The sequence below is a fragment of the Fictibacillus terranigra genome (assembly GCF_030412265.1).
GTDB lineage: Bacteria > Bacillota > Bacilli > Bacillales > Fictibacillaceae > Fictibacillus_C > Fictibacillus_C terrinigri.
In genome coordinates this window covers 71,323-94,654 of record NZ_JAUHLN010000002.1, presented here as the reverse complement: position 1 = coordinate 94,654, position 23,332 = coordinate 71,323, and the positions used below count along the sequence as shown (strand labels likewise).

Below are 23,332 nucleotides of genomic sequence, written 5' to 3'. Positions count from 1 at the left end.
CCTTGATCGTTACACGCTGAGTGCGTTTTCTCCCAGTAATTCTGATACCACTGCCACCACTTTTTCCGGTGTCGGAAGGTAAAGGTCTTCCAGCGGAGGGGAAAATGGAACCGGTGTATGAGGAGCCGTGACACGCTTGATCGGAGCATCCAGTGAATCAAATCCTTTATCGGCAATGAGTGCCGCAATGTCTGTTGCCATGCTGCAGCGCGGATTCGCTTCATCAATGACCACCAAGCGGTTTGTTTTGGCTACGGATCCGAGTATAGTGTTTTCATCAAGAGGCGATAGACTCCTTGGATCCACAACCTCAGCCTGTATTCCTTTTGATGCCAGTTGGTCAGCTGCTGTCAGCGCGACCTGAACCATTTTGCCGATCGCCACAATGGTAAGGTCGGTTCCTTCTCGTTTAATATCCGCCTCACCGAATGGAATGGTATAGTAATCTTCCGGCACGTCTCCTGTCATGTTATAAAGCGTCTTGTCTTCAAAAAAGATGACCGGATCATCATCTTCAATGGCCTTCAGGAGCAGTCCTTTCGCATCATAAGGAGTGGAAGGAACCACCACTTTAATACCGGGAATGGCTGTAAACAACGCATACAGGCTTTGGGAATGCTGGGCTGCTGCCCGAAAGCCTGCTCCGTGTGTCGTCCGTATGGTAATCGGTACCTTTGCTTTCCCGCCAAACATGTAGCGGAACTTCGCCCCCTGATTGAGCACCTGATCCAGGCATGTGCCGATAAAGTCGTTAAACATCAGCTCGGCAATCGGACGAAGGCCAGTCGATGCGGCAGCCATCGCTGCACCGACATAGCCGGCCTCTGTAATCGGTGTATCCAGCACCCGCTCTCTTCCAAATTCCTGTACGAGCCCTTTGGTTACTCCAAGCACACCGCCCCAGGCTTCATCATCCTGCAGATGGTCTACTTGTGCACCGCCGGCAACGTCTTCTCCAAGCAGCAGTACATTTTCATCTTTTCTCATCGCGAGTTTCATCGCCTCATTAATTGCATCGGACATACTGATTGTTCTTCCCATTCTCGTCGCCTCCTTTTTGTTTAATAGCTTACGTATACATCATTCAATAAATCGGATGCATCCGGGTATTCACTGCCTTCGCTGAAATTTACCGCTTCTTCAATCGCCAGATCCACCGCATTCTCCATTTCCGCCAGCTCATTTTCAGCAAACAAGCCGTTTTCCAGCACATGTTTTCTAAATTGGACAATCGCATCTTTTGTTTCTTTGTGTTCTTTCTTGTCCTGCTCGATCTTGTAGGTTTGTGCATCTCCTTCAAAGTGGCCATAATTGCGGTAGGTCACACACTCAATTAATGTTGGTCCCTCGCCACGCCGCGCCCGTTCCACTGCTTCTTCTGCCGCTTTGTATACAGCCAGAACATCTTTTCCATCCACGGTAATACCAGGAATGTTGTAGCCTGCCGCACGGTCTGCGATGGTTTTGCAGCTTGAGGCATAGGAGAAGGGTGTGGCTTCACCATAGCCATTGTTTTCTGCCACAAAAACGACCGGCAGTTTCCAGACTGCGGCTAAATTAATGCCCTCATGAAACGTTCCCTGGTTGTTGGCCCCATCACCGAAAAAGCAAACGCTTACATTATTGGTCTTTTTGTACTTGGCTGTCAGAGCTGCTCCGCAGGCTAATGGAAAGCCACCGCCAACAATTCCATTGGCTCCAAGCATGCCCTTATCAAAATCAGCAATATGCATGGATCCGCCCTTTCCTTTGCAGAGCCCAGTTACTTTTCCAAAAATCTCAGCCATCATGCCGTTTAATCCGCATTCCTTGGCAATACAATGGCCGTGCCCCCGGTGTGTACTCGTAATGCTGTCATGGTCTGACAGGTGCGCACAAACACCCGCTGCCACCGCTTCCTCCCCGGCATAAAGGTGAACGAATCCAGGCAATTTCCCGAGCGAGAACAATTCATGTACCCTGTCTTCAAACTTTCGGATCTCCAGCATCTTTTGATAAATCCACTGCGCTTTGTCCCGTGTCAATGACTCTTTGTTTTGACTTTGCGTCGCTTCCATAAGTCATCCTCCTGTCTTTTCTTGTTTTAAAAACTGCACTTTATTATGTAGCAAGATTCATGCCAACCTATAAAACCTGAGAAAAGGGCATTTGTTGATTTGAAAAACAAAAAAAAGAGACAAAACGAGACGGTTGTCTCTTTTTGTCTCGTTCTGTCCCGCTGTCTTTTTAAAAGGATACACTTTCCCCTTTTTTAGGAAAGAAAAGCTTACTTATCTCAGATCTTGCGAAGCTCACGCTATGTAAATAATGAATCTAACCCTCCATAAAATAATTTATAGCCTAGAACATAGTTTGGAATCCGAGTAAAAGAATTATCAAATTTAAGGCTTCTTGACTTGGTTTTTGAGGATAACCGGATTCATGTTCTCAGAAAGGTGGAAAAAAAGACATTGTAGCCGTTGCACCTCCTTCAATGAATGATCTAAAAACCTATTTACTCGTTCGTCACGGTATGAATGTGGAACTACGGATCCGCCTTATTCAATCGCTTTTCACTAATTTTTGTTCTTACTTCCTAGTTCCATTTAATTATACAACCAGCTAACCATCAATCTGTCAAAAAAGTTCTTGCCGGCAGCAAGAACTTTTTTCTACTCACATAATCCTGTTGATACGTATTTGTTTATATCAGTTCTGGATATACGTCCTTCATAGTTAATAAAGGTGTAAAGAACCACAAGGAGGAATTGCTGGGACTTTACATGACAAAATTACTAAATGTGTTCATTCTTTTCTTTTTTGACAGGAGGGATTGCTGTTGAAATTGTGTCGGCGAAATTCCTTCATATTTTTTAAATACCCGGGCGAAATAATTCGAATCGTAGAAACCGCATTCTTCACTGATTTCCATCACATTTTTTTGGCTGTAAATCAGGAAATGCTTAGCCCTTTCCAATCGGCAGGCTGTTATGTACTGCGTGATCGTGTATCCTGTCTTCTGCTTAAAAAGCCGGCTGAGATATTGCCCGCTTAAATACACCAGTTCAGCCAAAGTATCCAAATGTAAATCCAAATGAAGATGGTTCCTAATATACTTCATCACCTTATCAATATCTTCATTCCCAGAGACTTCTATGGTTTCCAAAGTACCCGGATTTGAATTTTTTACTTCTGGTATATATTTAACTAATGTTTGTTTAATTTCATTTGGATGAGCAGGTTTTAATAAATAATCATCCGCCCGCGATGTTAAATTCCGACCGTACAGTTCCTGTTCATCATAGGCAGTAAGAAAAATGACCCGGCAATCCGGGACCTCATTTTTTATGATACCGGCAGCTTCCATTCCATCCATTACCGGCATTTTTATATCCATTAGAACGATATCCGTTTGTTTTTGCTTGGCAATCGTTACAGCGTCCAAACCGTTTTGGGCCTCAAATAATTGGGTTACACCAAGTTGTTCTTTTCTAATGATCATTATCAAGACTTCCCTTTCAAGAGGTTCATCATCTACAATCATGAGCTTCAAATTATAACACCTCCAGGATGGGGAATGGAAATCCGGACAATTGTACCTGCCCCAATTTTGCTTTCAACACCTGTAATACCATTGTCTTCCCCGAAATAATATTGCAGCCGTTTTTGGACGTTATTCATTCCAATCCCTGTCGTGTGGCTGTTCCTTTCCCTGCCTTGTCTTGAAAATAATGAAGCTAATGTTTCTTCAGACATTCCTATCCCCGTATCATATATATCAATTTGGACCTGATGATCCTTTAGAAAACAATGAAGAGTAATCACAATATCATTTTCATGGGATTCAAACCCGTGAATGATAGCGTTTTCAATTATGGGTTGAATTGTAAAAATAGGAATTCTGATTTCTTCGGCATTCACTTCAATGTTTTCATGATAATGGATTCGATTGCGGAAACGGGATTGTTGTATGTTTACGTAGTTTTGGATATAGTCCAATTCTTCTTTCAATGTGACCATCTGATCGTTATTGCGTAAGCTATACCTCATGATTTTTGCCAGGGAGTAGGTAACATTCTGGGTTTGTTCTGCATTTTCAAGGTAAGCAAGGCGGGAAATGGTGTTTAGTGTATTGAATAAAAAATGGGGATTGATCTGTGATTGCAAGACCTTTAGTTGTGTTTCCTGCAGGAGTTTTTCCAATTGCGTCCGAAGTTGCTGCTCCTGGGCCAGCTTCAGGTTTCTTTCATTCAGCTCTTGTTCGGCCATATGATTGGCACCTATTTCAATAATGTAATTGGCAACCAGCTGAAGCATTTCCGCTGCAGCTTCAATCCGCCTCTTACTGACAAACTTGATTTCATCAAAATATTTCTGAAGAAAATCCTGATCAATCAGCAATTGCTTAAAATTGTCACGAATGTGTTCGATTCTCTGTTCATCGTGTCCGTCCACTAAAACTTGTCCGCATAAAACGGATCCCAAGTGCCTGCCATCAAGGACGAGGGGTGCTGCAATATCCACCAGTCCGGCATGGCAATGATGGACAATTGGTTTCCCATGTTGTGCCGCCAGTTGCCCCACTTTCCGGTCAGACAAGATGCAGCATTTGGAACCCTGTTCGGATGAACGGATGTTTGTGCAAAAGCTGGTGAAATTAGAGGGTTTCGTGACAGGTATACCCAGCTCATCAGCGATGATGACCGCAAAGCCTGTAGCCTCTGAAAATCGTTCCTGGATTTCCTGTAAAACAGTAACATTTACTATATTACGCAAAGTAAATATAGTCATGTTTCCCTCCGTCCCTTAAAATTTCAGTTTTATTTGAATATTATAGCCGATTCCCTTATCGAAAAACAGCCTGTCTTTTGAACCAGAAAGGACCATCGTAGAAAATCATCAAATTTCAATTGTGGGAATTGTATTCTTTTTTTAAAATAGAACCCCCTGGAACCCTTTAACAATTAAAGTCTGGTACCAAGGGATAGTTAGTGTTTCAACTCTATGAATTTCTTCAAGTATTGCTTACGGTTAATGCTGAATTTACTAAACTGTCAACACCTGCCTGGGCCACTTGGATATCTTCTTTAACCGAACCGCCGCTTACTCCGATTGCGCCAATGATTTCCCCGTTTTGGCGCAAAGGGATTCCCCCGCCAAACACGACCACCCGGCCATTATTCGTGGTATTAATTCCATAAAGGCTTTTTCCGACCCCTGCCGCTTCCGCCAGATTGGCGGTTGGCATTTTCATGGCAACCGATGTCCAAGCTTTGTTTTGGGCGATATCCACACTAACCAGCAAGGCCTCGTCCATTCTGTGGCATGCAACGAAATTCCCGCCTTTATCGACGATGCTGATGACCATAGGCACTTGGATTTCCCTGGCTTTCTTTTCGGCACTTTCAATCAGAGTTTTCGCTAATTCCAAATTGATTTTCCCCATCTCGTCCATCCCTTCCATTTATAAAGATAACGGCAATCCTTTTACCAACCGGGCTGCATTCTGGCCCATACTCCTGGCGTTTTGTAGAGTATCCTCCAAATACGGCGTTTCTTGTTTTAACTTTTCGTGATGAACACACACCTTTCCTTCTTGATCAATGCCAATTCCAACCTGTAACGGGGACATGGCCGCTGCATCTGCACCCAATTCAATATAGTTTTTCTGATCTTCCCTCCCTTGAAGTAAAAATGGGACCCCTTCTTCTTCCAACCCGCAGCAAACGACCCTAAGCTTTATAGGGTCAAGATGGCTGTTATATAAAATCGGAATGTAAATGGCCCGTATACTCATTTTAAAACCTCTTCTTTTACCGAAGACAGGACCAGCCCGGTGGCCACTGCATTTCTTGGCCCTTCCGTTCCACGGATATTGGCAAAACCGGCGACAATTCCGTATTTGCCAAGTTCTTCAGTGAGCATTTGCGGGATTTCAAAGTCAAGAGCTGAACCTCCCACCATAACAACAAAGGATAAGTGTTTTAAATTGCCTGTTGGAACTACGCGCTTAAGCGCCCGAAGCACATTTGTAACAAATACCCTTCGCTTGGCACTGCGGCGGATATCCCTGATTTTGTCCATGGACGCTTTGATGGTTAAAGGGGTTAAACCGCTTTCTTCCCGGATGACTACCTTCCCAAAAGTATGAGGAGGGAAAGGTGTTTCAGAAAATAAAATGGTTCCATCCTCCAACTGCATATGAAATAAACTCATCACTTTCCCCAGGGGATTCTTTTTTATTCTTTCCGCGAGTTCCTTGTCCCCTAACGCAAGCTCTGAATTGATCAGCATCGTTACCATGTCCCCGGCTCCCGCTAAATGGCTGGAGGTGATTTTTCCCGTTTCATTCATCATTGCCGCATCGGTTGAACCACCGCCCATATCGAGAATGACGATTGGCTTTCTCGTACCAGGAGTTGTCAGGGAGCCGAGGATCGCCATTTCCGCTTCAATTCCACCAATCTCAACCCGCACGCCAAGTTCCTGTTCCAATAAAGCGGCGACTTTCTGAACCGGGACTTTATTTGTTTTCACCATGGAAGCCAAGGCTACCCCGCTTTCCATGGAAAGCTCACCAGCCATCGACCCGCTTATGGAGGTTGGTATAATGGCGTCAACAGCCAAAAAATCAGAGATTTTTATTTCATTTGGCGATTGGCCTGTAAGCTCGGCTAAATCATGGCGCAGCCCGTTAAACATACCCCCGACATTCGTGCCTGTTTCCCCTTTCACGTCAAGAAGATCCCCCAAATTATCATAGGTCCTCATAATCTCTCCTGCTCCATCATTAATGGAAACTTCGAGCTGCTTGTTATTGGTTCCTGCCAATTTAATCCGGCCGGCTTCAATTTTCCGTTCAACAACCTCTCCCTGCGGTGTCCGGATCACAACGGCTGAACGATTGCCGACCAATGCCTTCGCTACCAGGGCAATTTGTTTGGTCTGTTCAGGATTTAGTTGAAATACGGTGGACAGGCCGTATGGATTGCTAAGGGTTCGAATGACATGCCCCGGTAAAGCGACTTCAATCGCGGCCATTTTACCGAGAGGGACTTTTTCAATTAAAGAAACCTCATCGACAATGGGGATTGGTTTGTGCAGGCGGTTATGAATCAACACACCATCATCTTTTTGCACAATTGCGCCGGTAATCGATATTCCATCCTTTTCAGCCTTATTGATCCAGTGGGCAGCCCACTCATAATCGAATGGTTTAGGGATTACGACAATATAATCCAGCCCACGGACAGCTGCATCAAACATTTGATCGACTAAAACGGTAATGCCGACACCTAACCCTGCTCCTCCCGGTGTATCGGGATTATGTCCGATCATTGAAGACTCGGTAATGATCGTTTCGCTGATTAAATCCATTGCCAGGTCGCCGATAACCGGGACGGCGTCATTCAATCTGATGATGTCTATATCCAGTATCTGGATGTCCGCTTTTTTGGCGGCTTCCCTCAATGCCATTCCGATTCCCTTGACATTATCAACCGTCCCTTTTATGCCTGTTGTTTTTACTAAATGCTCGGACAGAAAGTTTGCCTTCTCATCTACAACTTTAGCAATCGCTACCTCGGTCGATGAATTGCCTATGTCCACTCCAGCCAGAATTTTGGTTGCCATTTTCATTCCTCAATTTGTTTCAATCTACCGCGCCGTTCATATACATCCGCAGCTTCCCGAATCAGACCGGCATTCTCTGTTGCGCCATACTCGTTTTCCAATTCATCGGCTATCGCCAAAAGCTCATCCTTCGTGGAACGGTTCGGGCGGAGCGCGTTGTAGATTTCCAAAATGCGAGCATCCGAGATGTTGATCATTTCAGCTGCGCGGCGGAAGTTTTTCGATAATTGATTTCTTCCCAGGCTTTCACTGATATCGGCATGCATTTCAAGGGTTTTGGGGCTAATCCGTAAATCTGCCCCGGTCACTTCTCCATTTAAAGCAGCATCCAATGTTAAGTTGTTATAAGACTTCTGGGTAGGAGTATACAATAAATCAGGACTCTTTGAACCAAGCGGATAATCTTTTTTGGTTAATTTCCTTTCTTGAATCGACTTTTCCATCGGTTTTACCCTCCTAGTCTTTTATGATAAATTCTGCTTTCAGTTCGACCGGCTTCGCCTCCGCCACACGCGACTGGCACTCCTTCAAATAAAGCAGCGCCGCAGCAGCCTGGTATTTCGGCCTGGCCATTTGATCATTTACTACAGGTACTGGGCTCGGGCTTTCTCCCAGGGCGTACATCGCAGCATTCCTTCCAATCGCCCGGTATGTTTCCAAAGTAATTAACGGGGATTGGGGAAATAGCTCCAGATTACTCAATGGATCCAAATCCCTTTGATGGATGACTGTCGTTCCCCTGGACTGGAGGCCAATACCGATTCCTGACCCGCTCATTTTGGCTGCCCCATGGGCCATGAATGCCAAATCTGCCGTGCGCAAGCTTCGGATGACCCGTGGGACGGCTCCCTGCTCTTCAATTCCGGAAAGGATTTCGCGAAGGACCAAGGCGTGATCCACCTTTACAATCGTTTTGTTCATTTCTTTTCCAAAAGCAGGAGCTATGGCCACAACCACTTCTCTTGGATTCGTTCCTTTTGTGGCGGGACCGATTTCTGCCAGTTTCATTTCTATTGAAAAAGCTGCTGTCGTCATATGGACTCCTCTCCTCTAATCAAAATCCTTCGGGCTGATGGCTTGGCGGATTCCTTTAATTTCTTCCCATCTTTTTTCGCTTAACCGGTAGCCTGTGCCAGGTCCCATGTAATCGTTCTCATCATTTACCGCGCTTATCACTTCATTGTCACCGTTTATTATGGCGGATGTATGCAAATAATCACCTGCCACCCGTTGCTTCAGCATATTAAAGATCCGTTCAGACGTCTGGCGGTATCCACGTTTGGCCAAAATCATTGCGACATCAAAACCGGAAATGCCATCGCGTATGATCCGTTCGGCAGCCTTTAAATCTTCCACCACATTCCGCTGCGGCATATCATCACTGCTATTTGCATAAGTAGCCGCTTCAACCTCTTCATCTGTAATCACGGGGAATCCCAATTCTTCAAAAATGGCCTGCATCGCTTTGGCTGCCTGATAACGTGCTTCGATAACGGTTTCTTCATCCACCGGCTTTAAGCCGCCGTCGACCATCATGTCCCGCTGAATAATCAAATAATCATCGAGGTCGCTGGAATCCATATTCGATCCCGCAAACATATCTTCGTTATTTGGCACGGCACTAAATCCGGAGAAAATAAAATCTGTACCAGGCAGCATTTGCGTAAGCATTTTTGCACTCCGCCTGATTTCTGAATGTGAAAAGGTTTGGTCATTCCCGGAAGCAACTTCCATGTCAAACAAGGTCGTAGCAAGATTTTCCGCCAAAACCGCGCGAAGCCCGCTCGGCACGGACGCCGGAATTCCGATACAGCTGATGGAACCGTTTTGCAGTCCCTGAACGCCTGCCCCTTTTGCCATCATGATGCAGCGAATTTCCAAGTAAAGCATGGACTTTCCTTCAGCCCCGGCCATCTGCACCTCTGACCCGGTTCCGGAGGTAAACCGCATCTTGGCTCCGCGGGATGCGTATGCAGATGCTAAAAATGATTTAGACCACGGTGTATCATCTCCGTCAATGAAAACAGGCTCTGTGCCGTAAATAGAAATCGTTTCCGCGTACGAAGTCAGCCCAAGCATTGCCAGTCTCAGCTCCGTCGCTTCCTCCAATGAATCCTGGGTTAAGATTCCCATCCTGGCAGTTTGAGATCCTACAAGCAGAGCCAAAGCATTAAACGGTGCGTACCTTACAACCCCGACTGTTGTTTCCTGCTCATCAAATCCATAAATCCCCGCTTCCGCCGCATCTGCGGCCATCAGGACAGGGTTATCCCTTACATTGGTTACATGGCATTGATTTGCTGGTGTTTTCCTTGCCCTCATTTTCTGCAGGGCCATCATCATTTCCACAACATTCATATGGTTGAGAACTTCGAGCACTTTTGCAGGGCTCATTCCCCTGGTCAAATCCAGAACCTCTCCCCGGGACACATTGATGTCGACAAGCTTACGGGCAATTTCTACACTATCCATAGCCACAACTTTTTCAGTCACACTCGCATCAATCGTGTAATCAGCGATAAATTGGTCCAGCATATCGAACTCTTCACGCTGTTTCCCATCCAACTCTACAATCCTGCCATTCATTACTTTCACTGAAGGCTTTGGATCATTTGGGCTGGACATCGCAACAAACCCCATCTCGGGCCATTCTGTAACAAATCCATCATTATTCACAGGTCTTTGTTCCAAGATTTCAAATCGTTTTGAACGCTGCATGGAATGATCCCTCTTTTCAATACGTGATTAAGAATGAAAACTTTCCAACTGGTATCTATTATAATTTTCTGACAATTATTAGTCTCTGGAGATTTTTTACCTTCATTAGCACTTTCTATACTTTTCATTAAGGACAACTGTTATTTTATGCTTGTTAAATTTGCACGCATCATTTCACCTATCCCATTTGTCCTATAGAGCGCAAAAAACCTGATCTAAAAGACCAGGATACAAACAAAACAGATTATTTCTTTAACAACTCTTTATGATACTGAACCGCTGGGTATTAATTTTTATGGGGTTTAATAGTGGTTCAGCTACAAATGTTCTTGTATATTCCAAGGCTCAGGGTAGTCTGGCCCGAATACAAAGATGGCAGCCGATCCCTTCCACGTCATCCAGCTATTTACAAGAGAACTCTATAAAAGCAGAAAAAGACGTGATTTAACAGCAGTTTCTACCAAAAACCACCGTTCATAAGAAACGAAAAATGATAGTTTCTTTTTCATTTAGTTTTATATAATTTGTTTTCCAAAACTCATATCAAAAACTATAATTCAAAAAGGTCAGTTTATGATCTAATCAAATAACATAAATATGAGCAGCCATAAATATTTGCTGCTCATTTATTTTCATTCTCGTTGTTGGACATGTGTGCGGAACATATCTCATCCTTTTTGTCTTTATTAAAATATGTATGAAATACTATTAAATCGACTTTTTTACTTTATTGGTTTTTAAAATATTTCATATCTTTTTAAATTATTTTGTTCGAGATTTTGGTCCGTTTTTTATTCTTCCTGTTTTATTCGCTTATTTAATAAACGCAACTGTTTGTATAACAAAAAATAGTTCTAATATTGAGCTAACCTAAATAAGACAGACAATATCAACCCCTCTCATAGGGGATTGCCACTGCCCACCCTTGCATTTCGGTAATTAAATGGCAAGAAACTTTCGTAGAGTCCTTTCCTCTTAAAACGATAGTTGGATCCTGGAATTCAACCGTTTTCTAACATTCTCCGCAACGGCTTATATTTGTTTTCATAAAGGGCGCCATAAATGAGATGCTGTGTATCATTGGGCTGGATGGTACGTTTTAAGTCAGTCCTTGCTTGTGACACCGCATCTTCTAATGAGGAATAAATCCCTTCCCCAGTAGCCGCTACCAAAGCTGCTCCCCTCATTGCCGCTTCAGGTATCTCAGGAAGGATAAGGCCGATCCCTGATATATCCGCTTTCACTTGAATCCAGTGAGAATTATGAACTCCACCGCCAATCACAACCATTTCATTCACCAGTGTTTCCGTCGCGATTTCAGCTGCCTCACGGATCATCTCCATTTGATAGGCATTGCCTTCTAACACCGCTTTTAAAAGATCAGACTTGTTATGTTTCCTCATTAGGCCTATAAAAGCGGCTGTCATATCTGGATTCGGATATGGCGCACCGCTGCCCGATAAATAAGGAAAATAAATAATACCGGTGGGATCATTAGGAGCTTTTTTTAATAGGCTATTGACCTCTTCATAGGTTAGCTTTCCCTCTCCAAGGATTTGCCGCATCCACTCAACAGAACCGCCTGATGCCGAATGTCCGCCCATCCAGAAATATAAACGGTCGATAGGATGCAAGCCAAACGACAACTTAGAATCATAGTCTAATGGTTGTAACCGTCGCTGTTCGAACGTACCCACTAATGTTTCCGCTGTACCCATAGAATTGTATACTTTACCCGAGGCTGCTACTCCGGCTGCTAGAGATGCACATATGTGATCATGCCCGGCAAGGTATACATTTATATTTTGGTGAATCCCCAGATTGGAAACTTCCGTTGTAACTGACCCCACTGGTTCCAGACAATGAGTTACCTGCGGGAATAATTCAGAACGCAAACCAAAATTTCGTAAAAAGGGGTTGTCCCATTCCTGTTTATCCATGCGGTAGGCAAATGTACGGGCAGCGAGCGTACGTTCTTCTGCGATTTTACCTGTTAAGCAATACGCGATATAAGAGGAAACCGACATCCAAACCACATGTTCATCGATGATTTCAGGTTCTCTTTCCCTCAGCCAGAGAAGTTTTGACATTCCAAATTTATACGACAAATGAAGACCCGTTTTATAAAAGTGCTCTTTAGGATCAATATTGTCTTGAATAAAATTAGCCTGTTGGAGCGAGCATGATTCAAACCAGGGAATAATATACGAGCAAGGTTTACCTGTCTTACGGTTTACTAGTAATCCGCTTTCCGCCATGCTCGTAATTCCTATTGCGTATACAGTGGTGTCCCCGGCTTGCCGGACGACCTCAAGGATTTGGTCTGCAGTCTTTTTCCACAGTACTTCAGGGTCAAAATAGGTAAATTGGTCTTTGTGAAGGAATGGTTTCATCGGTGAGATCAATGATGTCACCATCGAACCATCCTCCCCATAAAGTCCAACTTTAAGATTGGTAGTACCAATATCAATAGCTATGATCATGCTGGTTCACTCCTTATCCAGAAAAGGCACCTGCTGTAACAATCCGGTGATAAGAATTTCTTCCTAATGCCCCATTAGGCATCGGCCAAGGAGCATCATGATAAAGACGCGCTTCTTGTAATTCCTCTATCCTGTCTATCTTTCCGTCAATCCATTCCTGTAAGCGATGTTCAGCCGATTCAAGCCTGGAAAGAATGCCCCCATACCGAATATCAAGCACTTCCCAGCCAAACGGCTTATTCGTCGAAAGCCATATTGTCCGATGCCTTTTACGAAGTTTATCAATATTTGCATACAGACCTGGCAGCTGCTGTTTCAAGCTGAGGATTTCGGGTTTGTCGTTTCGATCGTAAGCAGCTTTTAAATTCAGGCCAAATTCTGCTTTTACACTTAAAACAAGGGCCAGTTGCACATAAAAACCAAACAAATCGGCCCACTGACTGTTTCGTTTCTTCGCCTGCTCAAGTGGCCCAACCAGTTTTAAATAATGTTTATTCATAGGCAATGAACGGATATTTTCATCGTACAAGCCCATCAATACGTCCTGCCATAACAGGAATTTAGAAGGGTGTGTTTCATTTAAATTGTTTTTTGAAACACCAGGCGTCTCGTCCAATTCAGTGAGCAGCAGAAAATCATCTAACCTGCCTCCTACGCAAAATGAGAATCGCTCAGCTAACCGCTCCCGATCTACCTCTTTGGCGTATCCATGTTCAGCAAACAGCTGCAAACCGGCTAAACCAGAAAACGGGTGGGTTTCAGCTCCGTTATCACCCCACATGGTGGCAAATACTTCATGGAGCCCTTCTTCTTTACACACGGTTAGTGCTGCATCCGTCGTCACAAAGGTCTTGCCATAGTTTGGCGCAATCCCATTCCACGTCCAAACTCCTCCTGCAAATATTGGATCAGACCCAAACGTTTTATGTTTTTGAATCATTTCCCGATAAAAATTCTCATCTGAATGGTAATAATCCCAGTAAACAAGCTGAACATTTTTTGGCATGGCCTCCATCACATCTTCAGGAATATCGGCTTCTAAATCGTAGTAACTGCCCGTTTCCGAACCGAGCCTAAAATACATATCACTCCATAACATCGGTTTTAAATGTAGCTTTTCAGCAATGGAAGCGACCTTTTGCAAATGCTGGTTCATAATGTCGAAGCGTTTGTGATACCCGTTAAGCTCTAAATATTTTCCTAATCCAAGCTGGTGAGCTTCATCCATGCCAATATGAATCCGATCGGAACGATAAGGACGTGTTGCAGCCTTCAGTAACTCTTCAATAAACTCATACGTTTCATCTCTGCCTGCCAGCAAAATATCGGCCGTATCTCTTATATTTGCAGCAAAATTCCATTTCAATGCCTCGGTTAGATGAGCCAGTGTTTGAATACAAGGAAACATTTCGATCCCGAGATGATCGGCATACCTGTCGCATAACCGTAATTCCTCTTCACTATATCTTCCGCGCATATAGCCGAAATAGGGATATTTTTCGACCGTAAACGTATCTTCGGTATACATCATCAGGACGTTTAATCCCCTTAGTGCCATTTTCCGGAGTCCGGAGTAAGGTTTGAATGCCCTCTACTTTCATTACAGCGTTGCGAGAGGTATCAAGCATGACGCCGTTCATCGTAAATTGCGGTTCTTCCCGCAGCTGAAACTCTTTATGCTTCTCAAACTCTTGAATCCATAAGCCTAAGGCCCTAAAAAAATGAAATTTTTGATCAAAACGGATTTTTCCGGCACCCAGGCCGCAGCTTACTTCAATCGGTCCCGTTGCTTGCTTCACATTTATCGGAAAACCATCATCGCTTCGAACAATGTTCATTTCCTGACAAAGAATATCCAACCCTTGACTAAGATCTTCTGTATCACCGATAAAAGATATTTTCACGAGGTACCCTCTTTCTTAAAACGGTTTCGTTATCATAAACCAGATCGGACGTTCTTTATGTGGGCATGGCTGTAAAGCATTTGTTTTCATGTGCCAGCCATTCAGCCAACGTTCCTTTTGCTTTCTAAAGTTTTGCGTGCTTGCCTCTTGCAGTTTTGTGTAAATATGGATTTTGGTGTATACGCTCTAAAACAGGGATGGCCTCCCGTGCCCCCAGACGTTCAGCACCAATGCAAACCGCATGGACATAGTAGAAAATCCCCAAGCATGGACCTTTAAAATCCTCTTCAGTGGGATGGAACAACTCAGCATACCCGCAAATGTACCGCCGAAAATCACGGCGTCCACTTCATCCAAAACAGGAATGGCTTGAGCTGGCAGTTGTTCAATACGCAAATGGCGGCCTCCCTTTTCTACTTCGCTATGATTTAGATCTAACCTCTACTTCAACCAACACTTCACCGGATACATCATTACAGTCAATTGTATAAAGTGAATCATATACTGAAGCTTGCTGTATGGATACCGGTCTGCCATTAACAACTGCCTTAACCGGTTCGTGTTCTGAATAGAATGCCAACACTCCCCCTTCTTTTACCGTCAATTTTATGCCTTGTTCACTTTTCCAAATCTGCTGGATTCCATCATAAGTAATCAGTTTATTGATTAATCCAATAGGAACAACTGTGTACTGAATCGGAACAATGATAAATAATGAAACATCGTTTATCGCTGATTCGATATGAATGCGTTCATCCTTGTTCACTTTCCAAACGTTTTTGCCTATCACATCGTAAACAAGAAATGAATCACCCTGTAAACCGGGTACATCCATCGGACTGATGTCACCCACTACCGTTTTATTTCCTTCATATATATTAAAAGCTGCGATTACGCCTGCCCCTTTACTTCTATTCCAGATCTTAAGCAGATGAGGAGTTTTCATCGGATCAACGAACAGACTGTCCTCTGTTGGCAAACCTGGCTGCTCACAGCGAATAATACGGCCATTTTTATAAATGAGCGGCCAAATCTTTTCTGGGTTCGTTTCGTTCACCGGGTCACTAAAATAAATAGGACCACCCGAGACCGCCCGCAATACTATATTTTGCATATCATCGTGATTGTTCGTCCAATACATATCCCAATCGCCCCAATAGAAGGCGCCATGGTAAATTGAGTTATAGACGTTTTGCAAGGCATGCTCTCTGAAGCTGCCTTTTTCTTGAGGGACAAAATCGTCACTATTTCGCGAGATGGCGGATTGTGGCCGGTGCCAAATATTCTCCTGGGCCATCCCCATGCAATTAATCACGCAGTTTCCAAAGTACAGCGAGGTTGAGGCTTCAAGGGCAGTATGCACCCCTCTTGCAGCTTCGCCAACCGGCTGATGATTCGCCATAAAATTGTTGATGGCACTCTGGCTGTCGACTTTGACAAAATCAATTCCTTCTTGCCTTAATTGGGAGTGCCAGGCATTCCAAAAGCCAAATCCTTCCTCTGCATTTGGTGAGGGGATCAGGCTGCCGTTTTTGGTTTTGTATAGATATTGATTAAATGAGTCAGCAAGCTGGCTGTTTGGCGCAATTCCTTCCCAGTAACCGGCAATCGTATGCCAGACACCTACCCATTTAACATTATAGTCTTCTTTTAGTGCTCGTACGGCATTCCGTAAACCATTTGGGAATTTCTGTTTGTCTGCATGAAAGGCTTGCAGTCGATTATTACTAACTTCTGACCATCCATCATCAATCATCATCCACTTAACCGGAACTCCTTGATGCTGCAGCTCTTCTGCTTTCGTTAGGATCCCTTTTTCATTCACGCCATGGTAAAAAGCGTCCCAGCTGCACCATCCCAAGTAGTCTAATATTTCTGGATATTTCTTTTGAAGTCTTGGCAGTGCATGCTGCCCGCAAACCGTTAATGCTGTCACCGCAAGGTCTTCAGCTAGTTTAAAGGGATCATCGCCTGTCCCTAAAATAAAGGCGAACGCATGGATACGATCGAATCCGCCTTGAAACGGTGAGACGATGACTTTAAGCCCTTGTTCCGCTCCCTGAAGATCTGTACGGCAAACGTCATCACATACCGGCAGCATATGATAATACCTTTGAGCGCTTTTTAGCAATAATGATTGTGTCCGATCAGGTAATTTTCGGATATCAGTACCAAAATAGGGTCTCGTCCACCAATCTTTATGCTGGTAATTGGCCATTAATTTGTATTTTTCCGGCCATTCCTCCATTGTAATTTTTATGGCATCCTTTGCTGAAAAGTAAGTCTGTTTCTTGAAGGTTTGCTCATTTTCGATCGTTGCATCTACAAATGCCAGGACAAATGAAGGATATGCTCGAAATCTGAGAACTGCCTGAACGGCCAATGTTTCTTCATTAAAAAAACAATGGTACTCGTGAAACTCACCGAGATGATCTTCCCCAGTTACCTCTTCCATTTTTGTAAAAGGCAAACGTTGATCCCTTTCTGAATCAACGTTGATTGACACTTGAATGCCAGACATAAGTGCCTCACCGTTGGAGAAACATTGGAATTGATCTTGTTTGAACTGAAATTGAAACATTTGTGCTCCTTTGCCTCTATTTATTTTCCAATGCATAGTTTGCTACGGAAAGAGATGCGAAATCACCGACATTTTCCTTTAATCCGGACGGCACCACCGAACAAACCTCCAGCGCATAAGAAAGTGCTTCTTTTTGCAATTCATCCATAACAAATGGCTTCAATAGCTTCTCTTGACGTAAATAAATACTCCCAATGACGATTTTCTCCGGATTAAGAATATCTATAAGCATCGCCAGCCCTCGTCCAAGTTTTGTTCCAACAACCTTATATATTTGTATCGCTAGTTCATCTCCCAACTGCGCTTCCTGTCCTACTTTCTTTGCGGTAATACTTGATAGATGATCCAATGATGTACAAATGGAGGTTGTATTCCCCTGAGATAACCAATCCTTAGCCATACTTTGAGCCAATTGGGCTATTCCTCCCCCGCTGCAAAAACCTTCAAAGGAACCGGCCTTATGAAAACCGATCGGTCCATCGTTTTCGAGCCTGACATGCCCTACTTCACCGGCAAAATCATTTGTCCCGGTGTACAGGCTGCCGTTCAAAATGAAACCAGCACCCATGCCTGTCCCGAAGGTTAGAAAAATCATATTGTTCGTTCCCCTGCCCGCTCCCCACTTCCATTCAGCTAATGCACAGGCATTAGCATCGTTTTGAACCGCAACAGGAACGTTGAAACATTCCTGTACAGGAGTAATGACGTCAATATGGTCCCAATTCGGTAAATTTGGCGGTGATAAGATAAGTCCCCTTTTACTGTCGAGAGGACCTCCGCAGCTAATACCGATCGCTTGCAGGGACAGGTTACTTTCAATCAACAATAATTCTGCTAACGTTTCGGTCATTTGTGACATCGCCTCCTCCGGTGTACCCGGGGTAGGAAAGCTTTCTTTGGCGATTAACTCTAAGTCTTCACCATTCTCCTTTGCAAGCACAACTGCACACTTTGTTCCCCCTATGTCTAAACCAGCTAAAACCGGTATCATAAAAAGAAAACCTCCTCAAGCATCATGCAAAGGGCATGATAGACAGGAAGATGTCTTTCTTGAATATCTGGCGTCGCATCAAAGGGTACAGAAATGGTTATATCACATATTGTTTTGAGGGCTCCACCGTCTCTCCCTGTGAAACCAATAGTTACCATATCCAATGCTCTTGCCACTTGTGCCGCATGAATAATATTTTTTGAATGACCAGACGTACTGAAACCGATAAACACATCGTTCGCTTTTCCGTATCCAAACACTTGCTGGGCAAAAATCATGTCTGCTGCAATATCATTCGCAAAAGCTGTCATAAGGGAGGTCTGGCTTACAAGCGAAATGGCCGGAAGGGCTCCTTGTAAATGATCGGCAATGTAATCATCTCCGCCGGCCACTTCCTTTATTTTCTTCTTCATTTCTGCTGGCAGTGCTCGTTGACGCATAAACCCTTTCATCAATTCACCAACGACGTGCTCACAGTCTGATGCACTTCCTCCATTTCCAGCAAGGAGCAGTTTTCCACCGGATTCAAATGATCGTTTTAATACCTCAAAGCATTCTTCAATGCTTGATTGACATTCTACTAATTCCGGATATTTTTGGACCAGGTTTTGTGAAATGGCATTCACAGCGATTGAACTCACGAGTGTCAACTCCTATTATGAATAGATTTACTCTTTCAAATGTTGGATAGCTTTTACAAAAAAATCATCACTTCCAAAGCTTCCTGATTTGAGCACAAGCTTTCTTGCATGTGGATCCAAACTAATACAAGAAGGAAGCCCTGGTTCAATCTCTTTCCATACAGATAGACCCTTGATTCCAATCTTCTTACAGATGGAAGCTGAGGTTTCGCCCCCTGCCAAAAGGAGGCGATTAACGCCTGATTTCCTGACAACCTCACTCACGACGAAAGCTAACGTCTCCGATACCAGCCTTGAGATTTGAGTATTTGTATAACCGAATTCTCTACCTCTGCTTTTTGTTTCCTTAACAATTGCTGGTTCGTTTGAAGAATATACAAGTACATCGGCACCGGATCGTAATGTTGTAATGGTTTGCTCGATTACATCTTTCAAATGTTCTTCTTTTTCAGGGGAAAACAACAGAAGCGACTTCATTTCAACTACTGGAACCTGCCGTTTCTGGATTTCTTTAATTTGGTTGTAAGTTTGGGGCATCAGACTTCCTGCGGCACACAATACCCCTGTGCTGGATGGCGGTATCGATAAATCCCGACCATGGCTCGATTGCTGTCTTTGTACGCAAGCTAACTCTTCCGCGATTCCTGATGCCCCGCAGATGATTTTCTCGGTCTTGATGGCCACAGCGATCGCCTTTAATGAGGATTGATCCTTTACGTCGAGTATCAAGTAGTTACAATGCTCTCTCTTGCTCTCAATCGCCTCTTTTATTTTTTCACTGCCTTGTTCGATCACATCAATGTCCAATGAATCTACTGTCCGGTTGGTCTGAGATTGTAAGATTCCTGCTAAATCCGATCGCTTCATTGGGTGTACTGGATCAGAATAAAACTCAGACTCCTCCAGTTTTTTGCCATGAACATAATGATGGCCATGCATTGTCGTTCTGCCATTCTTAGGGAAGCCCAGCACCACGATGGCAAACTCGCTGCTCAGCGCATCAAGCATCGCATCAAATTCGGCGCCAATATTCCCTCTAAATACAGAACATGTTTTATTAAAAAATTGATCACACCCGATTGAATCTAAAGTTTTGACACTGTTAAATACCTTTTCATAGGCCGTTTGACCCGAATCAAGCCTAGAATTAGTGTCTATGATCAAAGCATCAGGTAAAGCGCCTTTATCGAAAGAATATTCAAACGGATATGGATACACGTCGGTTGGCCAGTCATGCTTTGCGTACATGATGCCTATATCATTTGCACCGGTTATATCGTCTGCGATGATTCCGATCATTTCTCCCACTTCCTTCGTTCTTTATAGCCTGAGTTTAAAAGGAAGTCTGAAACGGTTTTTTCAGGTAATGTGTGAAGGGTCATTCCAGTGTTCCGAGAGAGCAGGACCATTTGACAAGCGGTTTCTAAAGTTTGAAGCGCCATCTTCGCTTCCTTTAAAGTCGTATCATAGACGAGAACTCCGTGATTCTCTAAGAGTAAAATGTTTGTTTTCTTTGCGTTTTCCCTCACCCGATCACCGAGTTCGATTGAACCCGGATGAGCATATGGAACCCGTTCGATTCGTTCGAGATAGTACATGCTTTCAACAAACCATCCAGATGGCACCTCTGCTGTTGAACATGCAATGATGGTGCTATATATAGGGGAAGCGTGCAGAACCGCTCCAATTTCCGGACGAGATTCATAGATTGCCCGATGCATAGGAACTTCTTTCGAAGGTTTTTTACCAATAGTAGCTTTCAAATCACCATAGACAGAACATTCCGAAAAGTCTTCTTCGCCTAAATCTCCTAAATAGGTGCCGCTTGCGGTGATTAGAAAAGTGTTCTCTTCCGTTCGGGCACTAATGTTTCCTGAGTTACCCCAAGCTAAGCCATTGTCCATCATGTACTTGCCTGTTTCTTGTAATTGTCGTTTTAATTCATGCCGTTTAGATGACATTATTCTTCATCCCATTCAATTAAGTTGGTTTCCTTAACGTCTACGTTTGAGTCTTTTGGAATTCGGAAGGTCTTAATTTCACATGATTTAAATCTTGTTCTAAACGAACGACCCAGTTTTGGCAAGTGAATTTCAACTTCCGTTTCTATTCTATTTGTCTCGTAAAGGCGAATAATGAGGTCATCATTATCCTCCGCTTTTTTAAGAGCACTGACGATGATATTCTCCGCGTCAACTTTGACATAGGAGTCGATTTGCGGTAATGGACCTTTATGATACGTTTCTATGATTGAAATGGGCATACAGTTTAACTCAGCTGCACGTTTCGTCGTCCCAGCCTCTTCCCAGCTGCCCTCATGTGGTAGCAGCGAATAGTGAAAACGCTGGATTCCTTGATCGATAAACGTATAATCACAATCTTCATCTGGAACAAGCGGGTCGTGATGTGCATAAATGGGACTGCGCAACACGGTCAATGCAAGCTCTTTATTATGAATACTGTAACTGTATTTTGCGTCATTCATTAGGCTAACACCGTAAACCACTTTATGGTTTGGCATCAGGCCGGTTACATCGACCCAGCTTTGACCGGGTTCCTCCTCACCGTTATGTTCCCGTTCAATAGTCCCATAAGGAATTTCATACGTCTGTTTTGTAAAGATCGCGTTTACAGGAAATAAAAGTTTTAACATTTTAAACGTTTCTCGCCAGTCAACAGAAACCTTGACATCAATCTGGTCACTTCCCGGGTACATCATAAAATCTTGGACAAGGGTAGATTTGCCGTATTCACTTACAACTCTAATCACCGATTTCACAGGTCCGTGTTCGGCAAGATACACCTTCTTCGCTTTAAAGGTTCCGACCACTTCATTAAAATGAAGGACTTCATGGCTCCAGGTATCGGTTTTATCGTTTATCACAATCGGTTTTGCTGCTTGATTTGAGAAGACTTCATGCTCCGCATGTTTATCGTACAAACTATTGATCCAGCCTGTCTCTGCGTTGAACTCAATTCTGAATCGGTCATTTTCCATGGTCAGCTGGGTGGCTTTTATGGGCTGTCCGACGCGCTTAACACTATTTAGTTCAGAATACAGCTTATAAACTCGGTATCCCATCGGCGGCAACTCTGCCATGAAACTCAATCTGAATCGCCCGTTAGCTGTTGCTTGAGACTGTACGGTCTGGAATGGAATGGCTTGTCTGTTTTCATCAACAAGAACAGACGTATCCTTAATCCCGCCAATCTCCACTTCTACATTTACTCTGCTTTCCCAAGCATGCGGATTAAAGACGACGATGGGTTTCATTCTTTCATCTTGTTCGATATCAATGTTCCATGAGATGGATTGAACCGCATGATTTAACGCCCGGTCAGCAATGGTCAGCGCTTCCCCATAAAGATTTCTTGCATCTTCATAGGCCGGCTCAATGCTTGTGCCTGCTAAAATATCATGGAATTGGTTAAATAAAACGTCTTTCCAGGCACGGTTAAAATCAGCCGGATAAGGCTGTCCTGTGACCCAGGACGCAAGCGCAGAATATTTTTCAGCGGCAATAAGCCGATTTTCTGCTTGACGATTCCATTGCTTCACGCTCGAATGGGCCGCATAGCATCCGCTGGCATGATGTTGGAGATCATCATGCACGACTGGCAGGTTCTCTTTGTCTTTCATTTTTTCAAAATACGTTTCAGGTGTTGAAAAAACTAAATCAGCAATGTTTGGATCTTGTTTTAATTTATAAATACTTTCAATGTTTTCCTTTGTTGGTCCGCCGCCATGGTTTCCAACCCCATAGAAAAGCATTAATTCATCAACGGATCCCTTAAATTCACTTTTGCACCTTTGCACATATCGCTCTAATTCTTTTCCCCATGACAAATATTCATACATAATCCTGAAAGCCAATACTCTGCTTCCATCATCGGATTCCCACCAGAACAGTCTGCCAGGCAGCCCTTTTTCATTCGGCATCGGCCGCATAAATACATACGCGTCCATTCCGCTTTTCTTTAAGATCTGCGGCAGCATCCCGTGGTGCCCAAAACTGTCAACGTTATATCCAACTTTGGCAGTAACTCCAAACTTTTCTTGGAAGTATCGCTGTCCATACAGTCCCTGGCGAACAAATGATTCTCCGCCCGGAATATTGCAATCCGGCTGAATCCACCAGCCACCGACAATTCGCCAACGTCCTTCCTTGATTCGCTGCCTAATTTCTTCAAACATTTCAGGGTTGTTCTCTTCCACCCATTCATACATGGCAGCTGAACTAGACGTAAAAATAAAATCATCATATTCGTTCATACGGTCCAAAACCGAACGAAACGTTGCTTTTGTTTCTTGAAAACCTTCCTGCCATTGCCAAAGCCAGACGGGATCTAAATGAGCATTGCCGATCATATGAAATGTTTCGGTCTTCACTGCTTTCCACCCC

The 23,332-nt window shown here is 43.8% G+C and carries 20 protein-coding genes; all 20 read right to left on the bottom strand.

Annotation, left to right across the window (positions count from 1 at the left end):
- Positions 1 to 9 precede the first annotated feature (9 nt).
- Entirely contained in the window at positions 10 to 1,041 is a 1,032-nt protein-coding gene (locus QYF49_RS08270) for an alpha-ketoacid dehydrogenase subunit beta (RefSeq protein ID WP_290399163.1), read from the bottom strand.
- 20 nt (positions 1,042 to 1,061) lie between these two features.
- Positions 1,062 to 2,057, bottom strand: a complete 996-nt coding sequence (locus QYF49_RS08265) for a thiamine pyrophosphate-dependent dehydrogenase E1 component subunit alpha (protein WP_290399162.1) — start codon at positions 2,055 to 2,057, stop codon at positions 1,062 to 1,064.
- Positions 2,058 to 2,758: 701 nt separating this feature from the next.
- Entirely contained in the window at positions 2,759 to 3,523 is a 765-nt protein-coding gene (locus tag QYF49_RS08260; protein WP_290400399.1) for a response regulator transcription factor, read from the bottom strand.
- A gap of 5 nt (positions 3,524 to 3,528) precedes the next feature.
- Complete coding sequence (locus tag QYF49_RS08255; RefSeq protein ID WP_290399161.1) at positions 3,529 to 4,770, bottom strand: sensor histidine kinase; 1,242 nt, start codon at positions 4,768 to 4,770, stop codon at positions 3,529 to 3,531.
- 223 nt (positions 4,771 to 4,993) lie between these two features.
- Positions 4,994 to 5,425 (bottom strand): GlcG/HbpS family heme-binding protein, encoded by a 432-nt coding sequence (locus QYF49_RS08250; protein WP_290399160.1) that lies wholly within the window; start codon positions 5,423 to 5,425, stop codon positions 4,994 to 4,996.
- Between the two features lie 18 nt (positions 5,426 to 5,443).
- Complete coding sequence (locus tag QYF49_RS08245) at positions 5,444 to 5,776, bottom strand: glycerol dehydratase reactivase beta/small subunit family protein (protein ID WP_290399159.1); 333 nt, start codon at positions 5,774 to 5,776, stop codon at positions 5,444 to 5,446.
- Complete coding sequence (locus tag QYF49_RS08240; RefSeq protein WP_290399158.1) at positions 5,773 to 7,611, bottom strand: diol dehydratase reactivase subunit alpha; 1,839 nt, start codon at positions 7,609 to 7,611, stop codon at positions 5,773 to 5,775. Before QYF49_RS08240 ends, QYF49_RS08245 begins: the two co-directional genes overlap by 4 nt.
- Before the next feature lie 2 nt (positions 7,612 to 7,613).
- Positions 7,614 to 8,054 carry a diol dehydratase small subunit gene (locus QYF49_RS08235; protein WP_290399157.1) on the bottom strand — a complete coding sequence of 147 codons (441 nt, stop codon included), beginning with the start codon at positions 8,052 to 8,054 and terminating at the stop codon, positions 7,614 to 7,616.
- A 13-nt stretch (positions 8,055 to 8,067) separates the two neighbouring features.
- Positions 8,068 to 8,646: a propanediol/glycerol family dehydratase medium subunit gene (locus QYF49_RS08230; RefSeq protein ID WP_354005815.1), complete on the bottom strand. Its 579-nt coding sequence runs from the start codon at positions 8,644 to 8,646 to the stop codon at positions 8,068 to 8,070.
- Between the two features lie 15 nt (positions 8,647 to 8,661).
- On the bottom strand, positions 8,662 to 10,329 hold the full coding sequence (locus QYF49_RS08225; RefSeq protein WP_290399156.1) for a propanediol/glycerol family dehydratase large subunit: 1,668 nt from the start codon (positions 10,327 to 10,329) through the stop codon (positions 8,662 to 8,664).
- A gap of 1,001 nt (positions 10,330 to 11,330) precedes the next feature.
- Positions 11,331 to 12,812, bottom strand: coding sequence for an FGGY-family carbohydrate kinase (locus QYF49_RS08220; RefSeq protein WP_290399155.1), 1,482 nt, complete (start codon positions 12,810 to 12,812; stop codon positions 11,331 to 11,333).
- A gap of 13 nt (positions 12,813 to 12,825) precedes the next feature.
- Positions 12,826 to 14,343, bottom strand: coding sequence for a beta-N-acetylhexosaminidase (locus tag QYF49_RS08215; RefSeq protein WP_290399154.1), 1,518 nt, complete (start codon positions 14,341 to 14,343; stop codon positions 12,826 to 12,828).
- Entirely contained in the window at positions 14,273 to 14,716 is a 444-nt protein-coding gene (locus QYF49_RS08210; protein ID WP_290399153.1) for a hypothetical protein, read from the bottom strand. Before QYF49_RS08210 ends, QYF49_RS08215 begins: the two co-directional genes overlap by 71 nt.
- A gap of 186 nt (positions 14,717 to 14,902) precedes the next feature.
- Positions 14,903 to 15,112 carry a hypothetical protein gene (locus QYF49_RS08205; protein WP_290399152.1) on the bottom strand — a complete coding sequence of 70 codons (210 nt, stop codon included), beginning with the start codon at positions 15,110 to 15,112 and terminating at the stop codon, positions 14,903 to 14,905.
- A 25-nt stretch (positions 15,113 to 15,137) separates the two neighbouring features.
- Complete coding sequence (locus QYF49_RS08200) at positions 15,138 to 17,297, bottom strand: Sip1-related alpha-galactosidase (protein WP_290399151.1); 2,160 nt, start codon at positions 17,295 to 17,297, stop codon at positions 15,138 to 15,140.
- 16 nt (positions 17,298 to 17,313) lie between these two features.
- Entirely contained in the window at positions 17,314 to 18,288 is a 975-nt protein-coding gene (locus tag QYF49_RS08195; RefSeq protein ID WP_290399150.1) for an ROK family protein, read from the bottom strand.
- A complete protein-coding gene (locus tag QYF49_RS08190; protein ID WP_290399149.1) occupies positions 18,285 to 18,929 on the bottom strand; it encodes a D-sedoheptulose-7-phosphate isomerase in 645 nt (214 codons plus the stop codon). Before QYF49_RS08190 ends, QYF49_RS08195 begins: the two co-directional genes overlap by 4 nt.
- Before the next feature lie 27 nt (positions 18,930 to 18,956).
- Positions 18,957 to 20,228 carry a four-carbon acid sugar kinase family protein gene (locus QYF49_RS08185; protein WP_290399148.1) on the bottom strand — a complete coding sequence of 424 codons (1,272 nt, stop codon included), beginning with the start codon at positions 20,226 to 20,228 and terminating at the stop codon, positions 18,957 to 18,959.
- Complete coding sequence (locus tag QYF49_RS08180) at positions 20,225 to 20,890, bottom strand: class II aldolase/adducin family protein (protein ID WP_290399147.1); 666 nt, start codon at positions 20,888 to 20,890, stop codon at positions 20,225 to 20,227. The genes QYF49_RS08185 and QYF49_RS08180 overlap by 4 nt, the downstream gene beginning before the upstream one ends.
- Positions 20,890 to 23,319, bottom strand: a complete 2,430-nt coding sequence (locus QYF49_RS08175) for an alpha-mannosidase (protein ID WP_290399146.1) — start codon at positions 23,317 to 23,319, stop codon at positions 20,890 to 20,892. The genes QYF49_RS08180 and QYF49_RS08175 overlap by 1 nt, the downstream gene beginning before the upstream one ends.
- Positions 23,320 to 23,332 lie beyond the last annotated feature (13 nt).

What these genes read in the sequence shown, in the direction of transcription:
- QYF49_RS08270 (WP_290399163.1), bottom strand. Translation starts at nt 1,041, where the DNA reads ATGGGAAGAACAATCAGTATGTCCGATGCAATTAATGAGGCGATGAAA.
- QYF49_RS08240 (WP_290399158.1), bottom strand. Translation starts at nt 7,611, where the DNA reads ATGGCAACCAAAATTCTGGCTGGAGTGGACATAGGCAATTCATCGACC.
- QYF49_RS08220 (WP_290399155.1), bottom strand. Translation starts at nt 12,812, where the DNA reads ATGATCATAGCTATTGATATTGGTACTACCAATCTTAAAGTTGGACTT.
- QYF49_RS08255 (WP_290399161.1), bottom strand. Translation starts at nt 4,770, where the DNA reads ATGACTATATTTACTTTGCGTAATATAGTAAATGTTACTGTTTTACAG.
- QYF49_RS08195 (WP_290399150.1), bottom strand. Translation starts at nt 18,288, where the DNA reads ATGATACCGGTTTTAGCTGGTTTAGACATAGGGGGAACAAAGTGTGCA.
- QYF49_RS08230 (WP_354005815.1), bottom strand. Translation starts at nt 8,646, where the DNA reads ATGACGACAGCAGCTTTTTCAATAGAAATGAAACTGGCAGAAATCGGT.
- QYF49_RS08200 (WP_290399151.1), bottom strand. Translation starts at nt 17,297, where the DNA reads ATGTTTCAATTTCAGTTCAAACAAGATCAATTCCAATGTTTCTCCAAC.
- QYF49_RS08265 (WP_290399162.1), bottom strand. Translation starts at nt 2,057, where the DNA reads ATGGAAGCGACGCAAAGTCAAAACAAAGAGTCATTGACACGGGACAAA.
- QYF49_RS08260 (WP_290400399.1), bottom strand. Translation starts at nt 3,523, where the DNA reads ATGATTGTAGATGATGAACCTCTTGAAAGGGAAGTCTTGATAATGATC.
- QYF49_RS08180 (WP_290399147.1), bottom strand. Translation starts at nt 20,890, where the DNA reads ATGTCATCTAAACGGCATGAATTAAAACGACAATTACAAGAAACAGGC.
- QYF49_RS08245 (WP_290399159.1), bottom strand. Translation starts at nt 5,776, where the DNA reads ATGAGTATACGGGCCATTTACATTCCGATTTTATATAACAGCCATCTT.
- QYF49_RS08185 (WP_290399148.1), bottom strand. Translation starts at nt 20,228, where the DNA reads ATGATCGGAATCATCGCAGACGATATAACCGGTGCAAATGATATAGGC.
- QYF49_RS08215 (WP_290399154.1), bottom strand. Translation starts at nt 14,343, where the DNA reads ATGATGTATACCGAAGATACGTTTACGGTCGAAAAATATCCCTATTTC.
- QYF49_RS08235 (WP_290399157.1), bottom strand. Translation starts at nt 8,054, where the DNA reads ATGGAAAAGTCGATTCAAGAAAGGAAATTAACCAAAAAAGATTATCCG.
- QYF49_RS08250 (WP_290399160.1), bottom strand. Translation starts at nt 5,425, where the DNA reads ATGGGGAAAATCAATTTGGAATTAGCGAAAACTCTGATTGAAAGTGCC.
- QYF49_RS08225 (WP_290399156.1), bottom strand. Translation starts at nt 10,329, where the DNA reads ATGCAGCGTTCAAAACGATTTGAAATCTTGGAACAAAGACCTGTGAAT.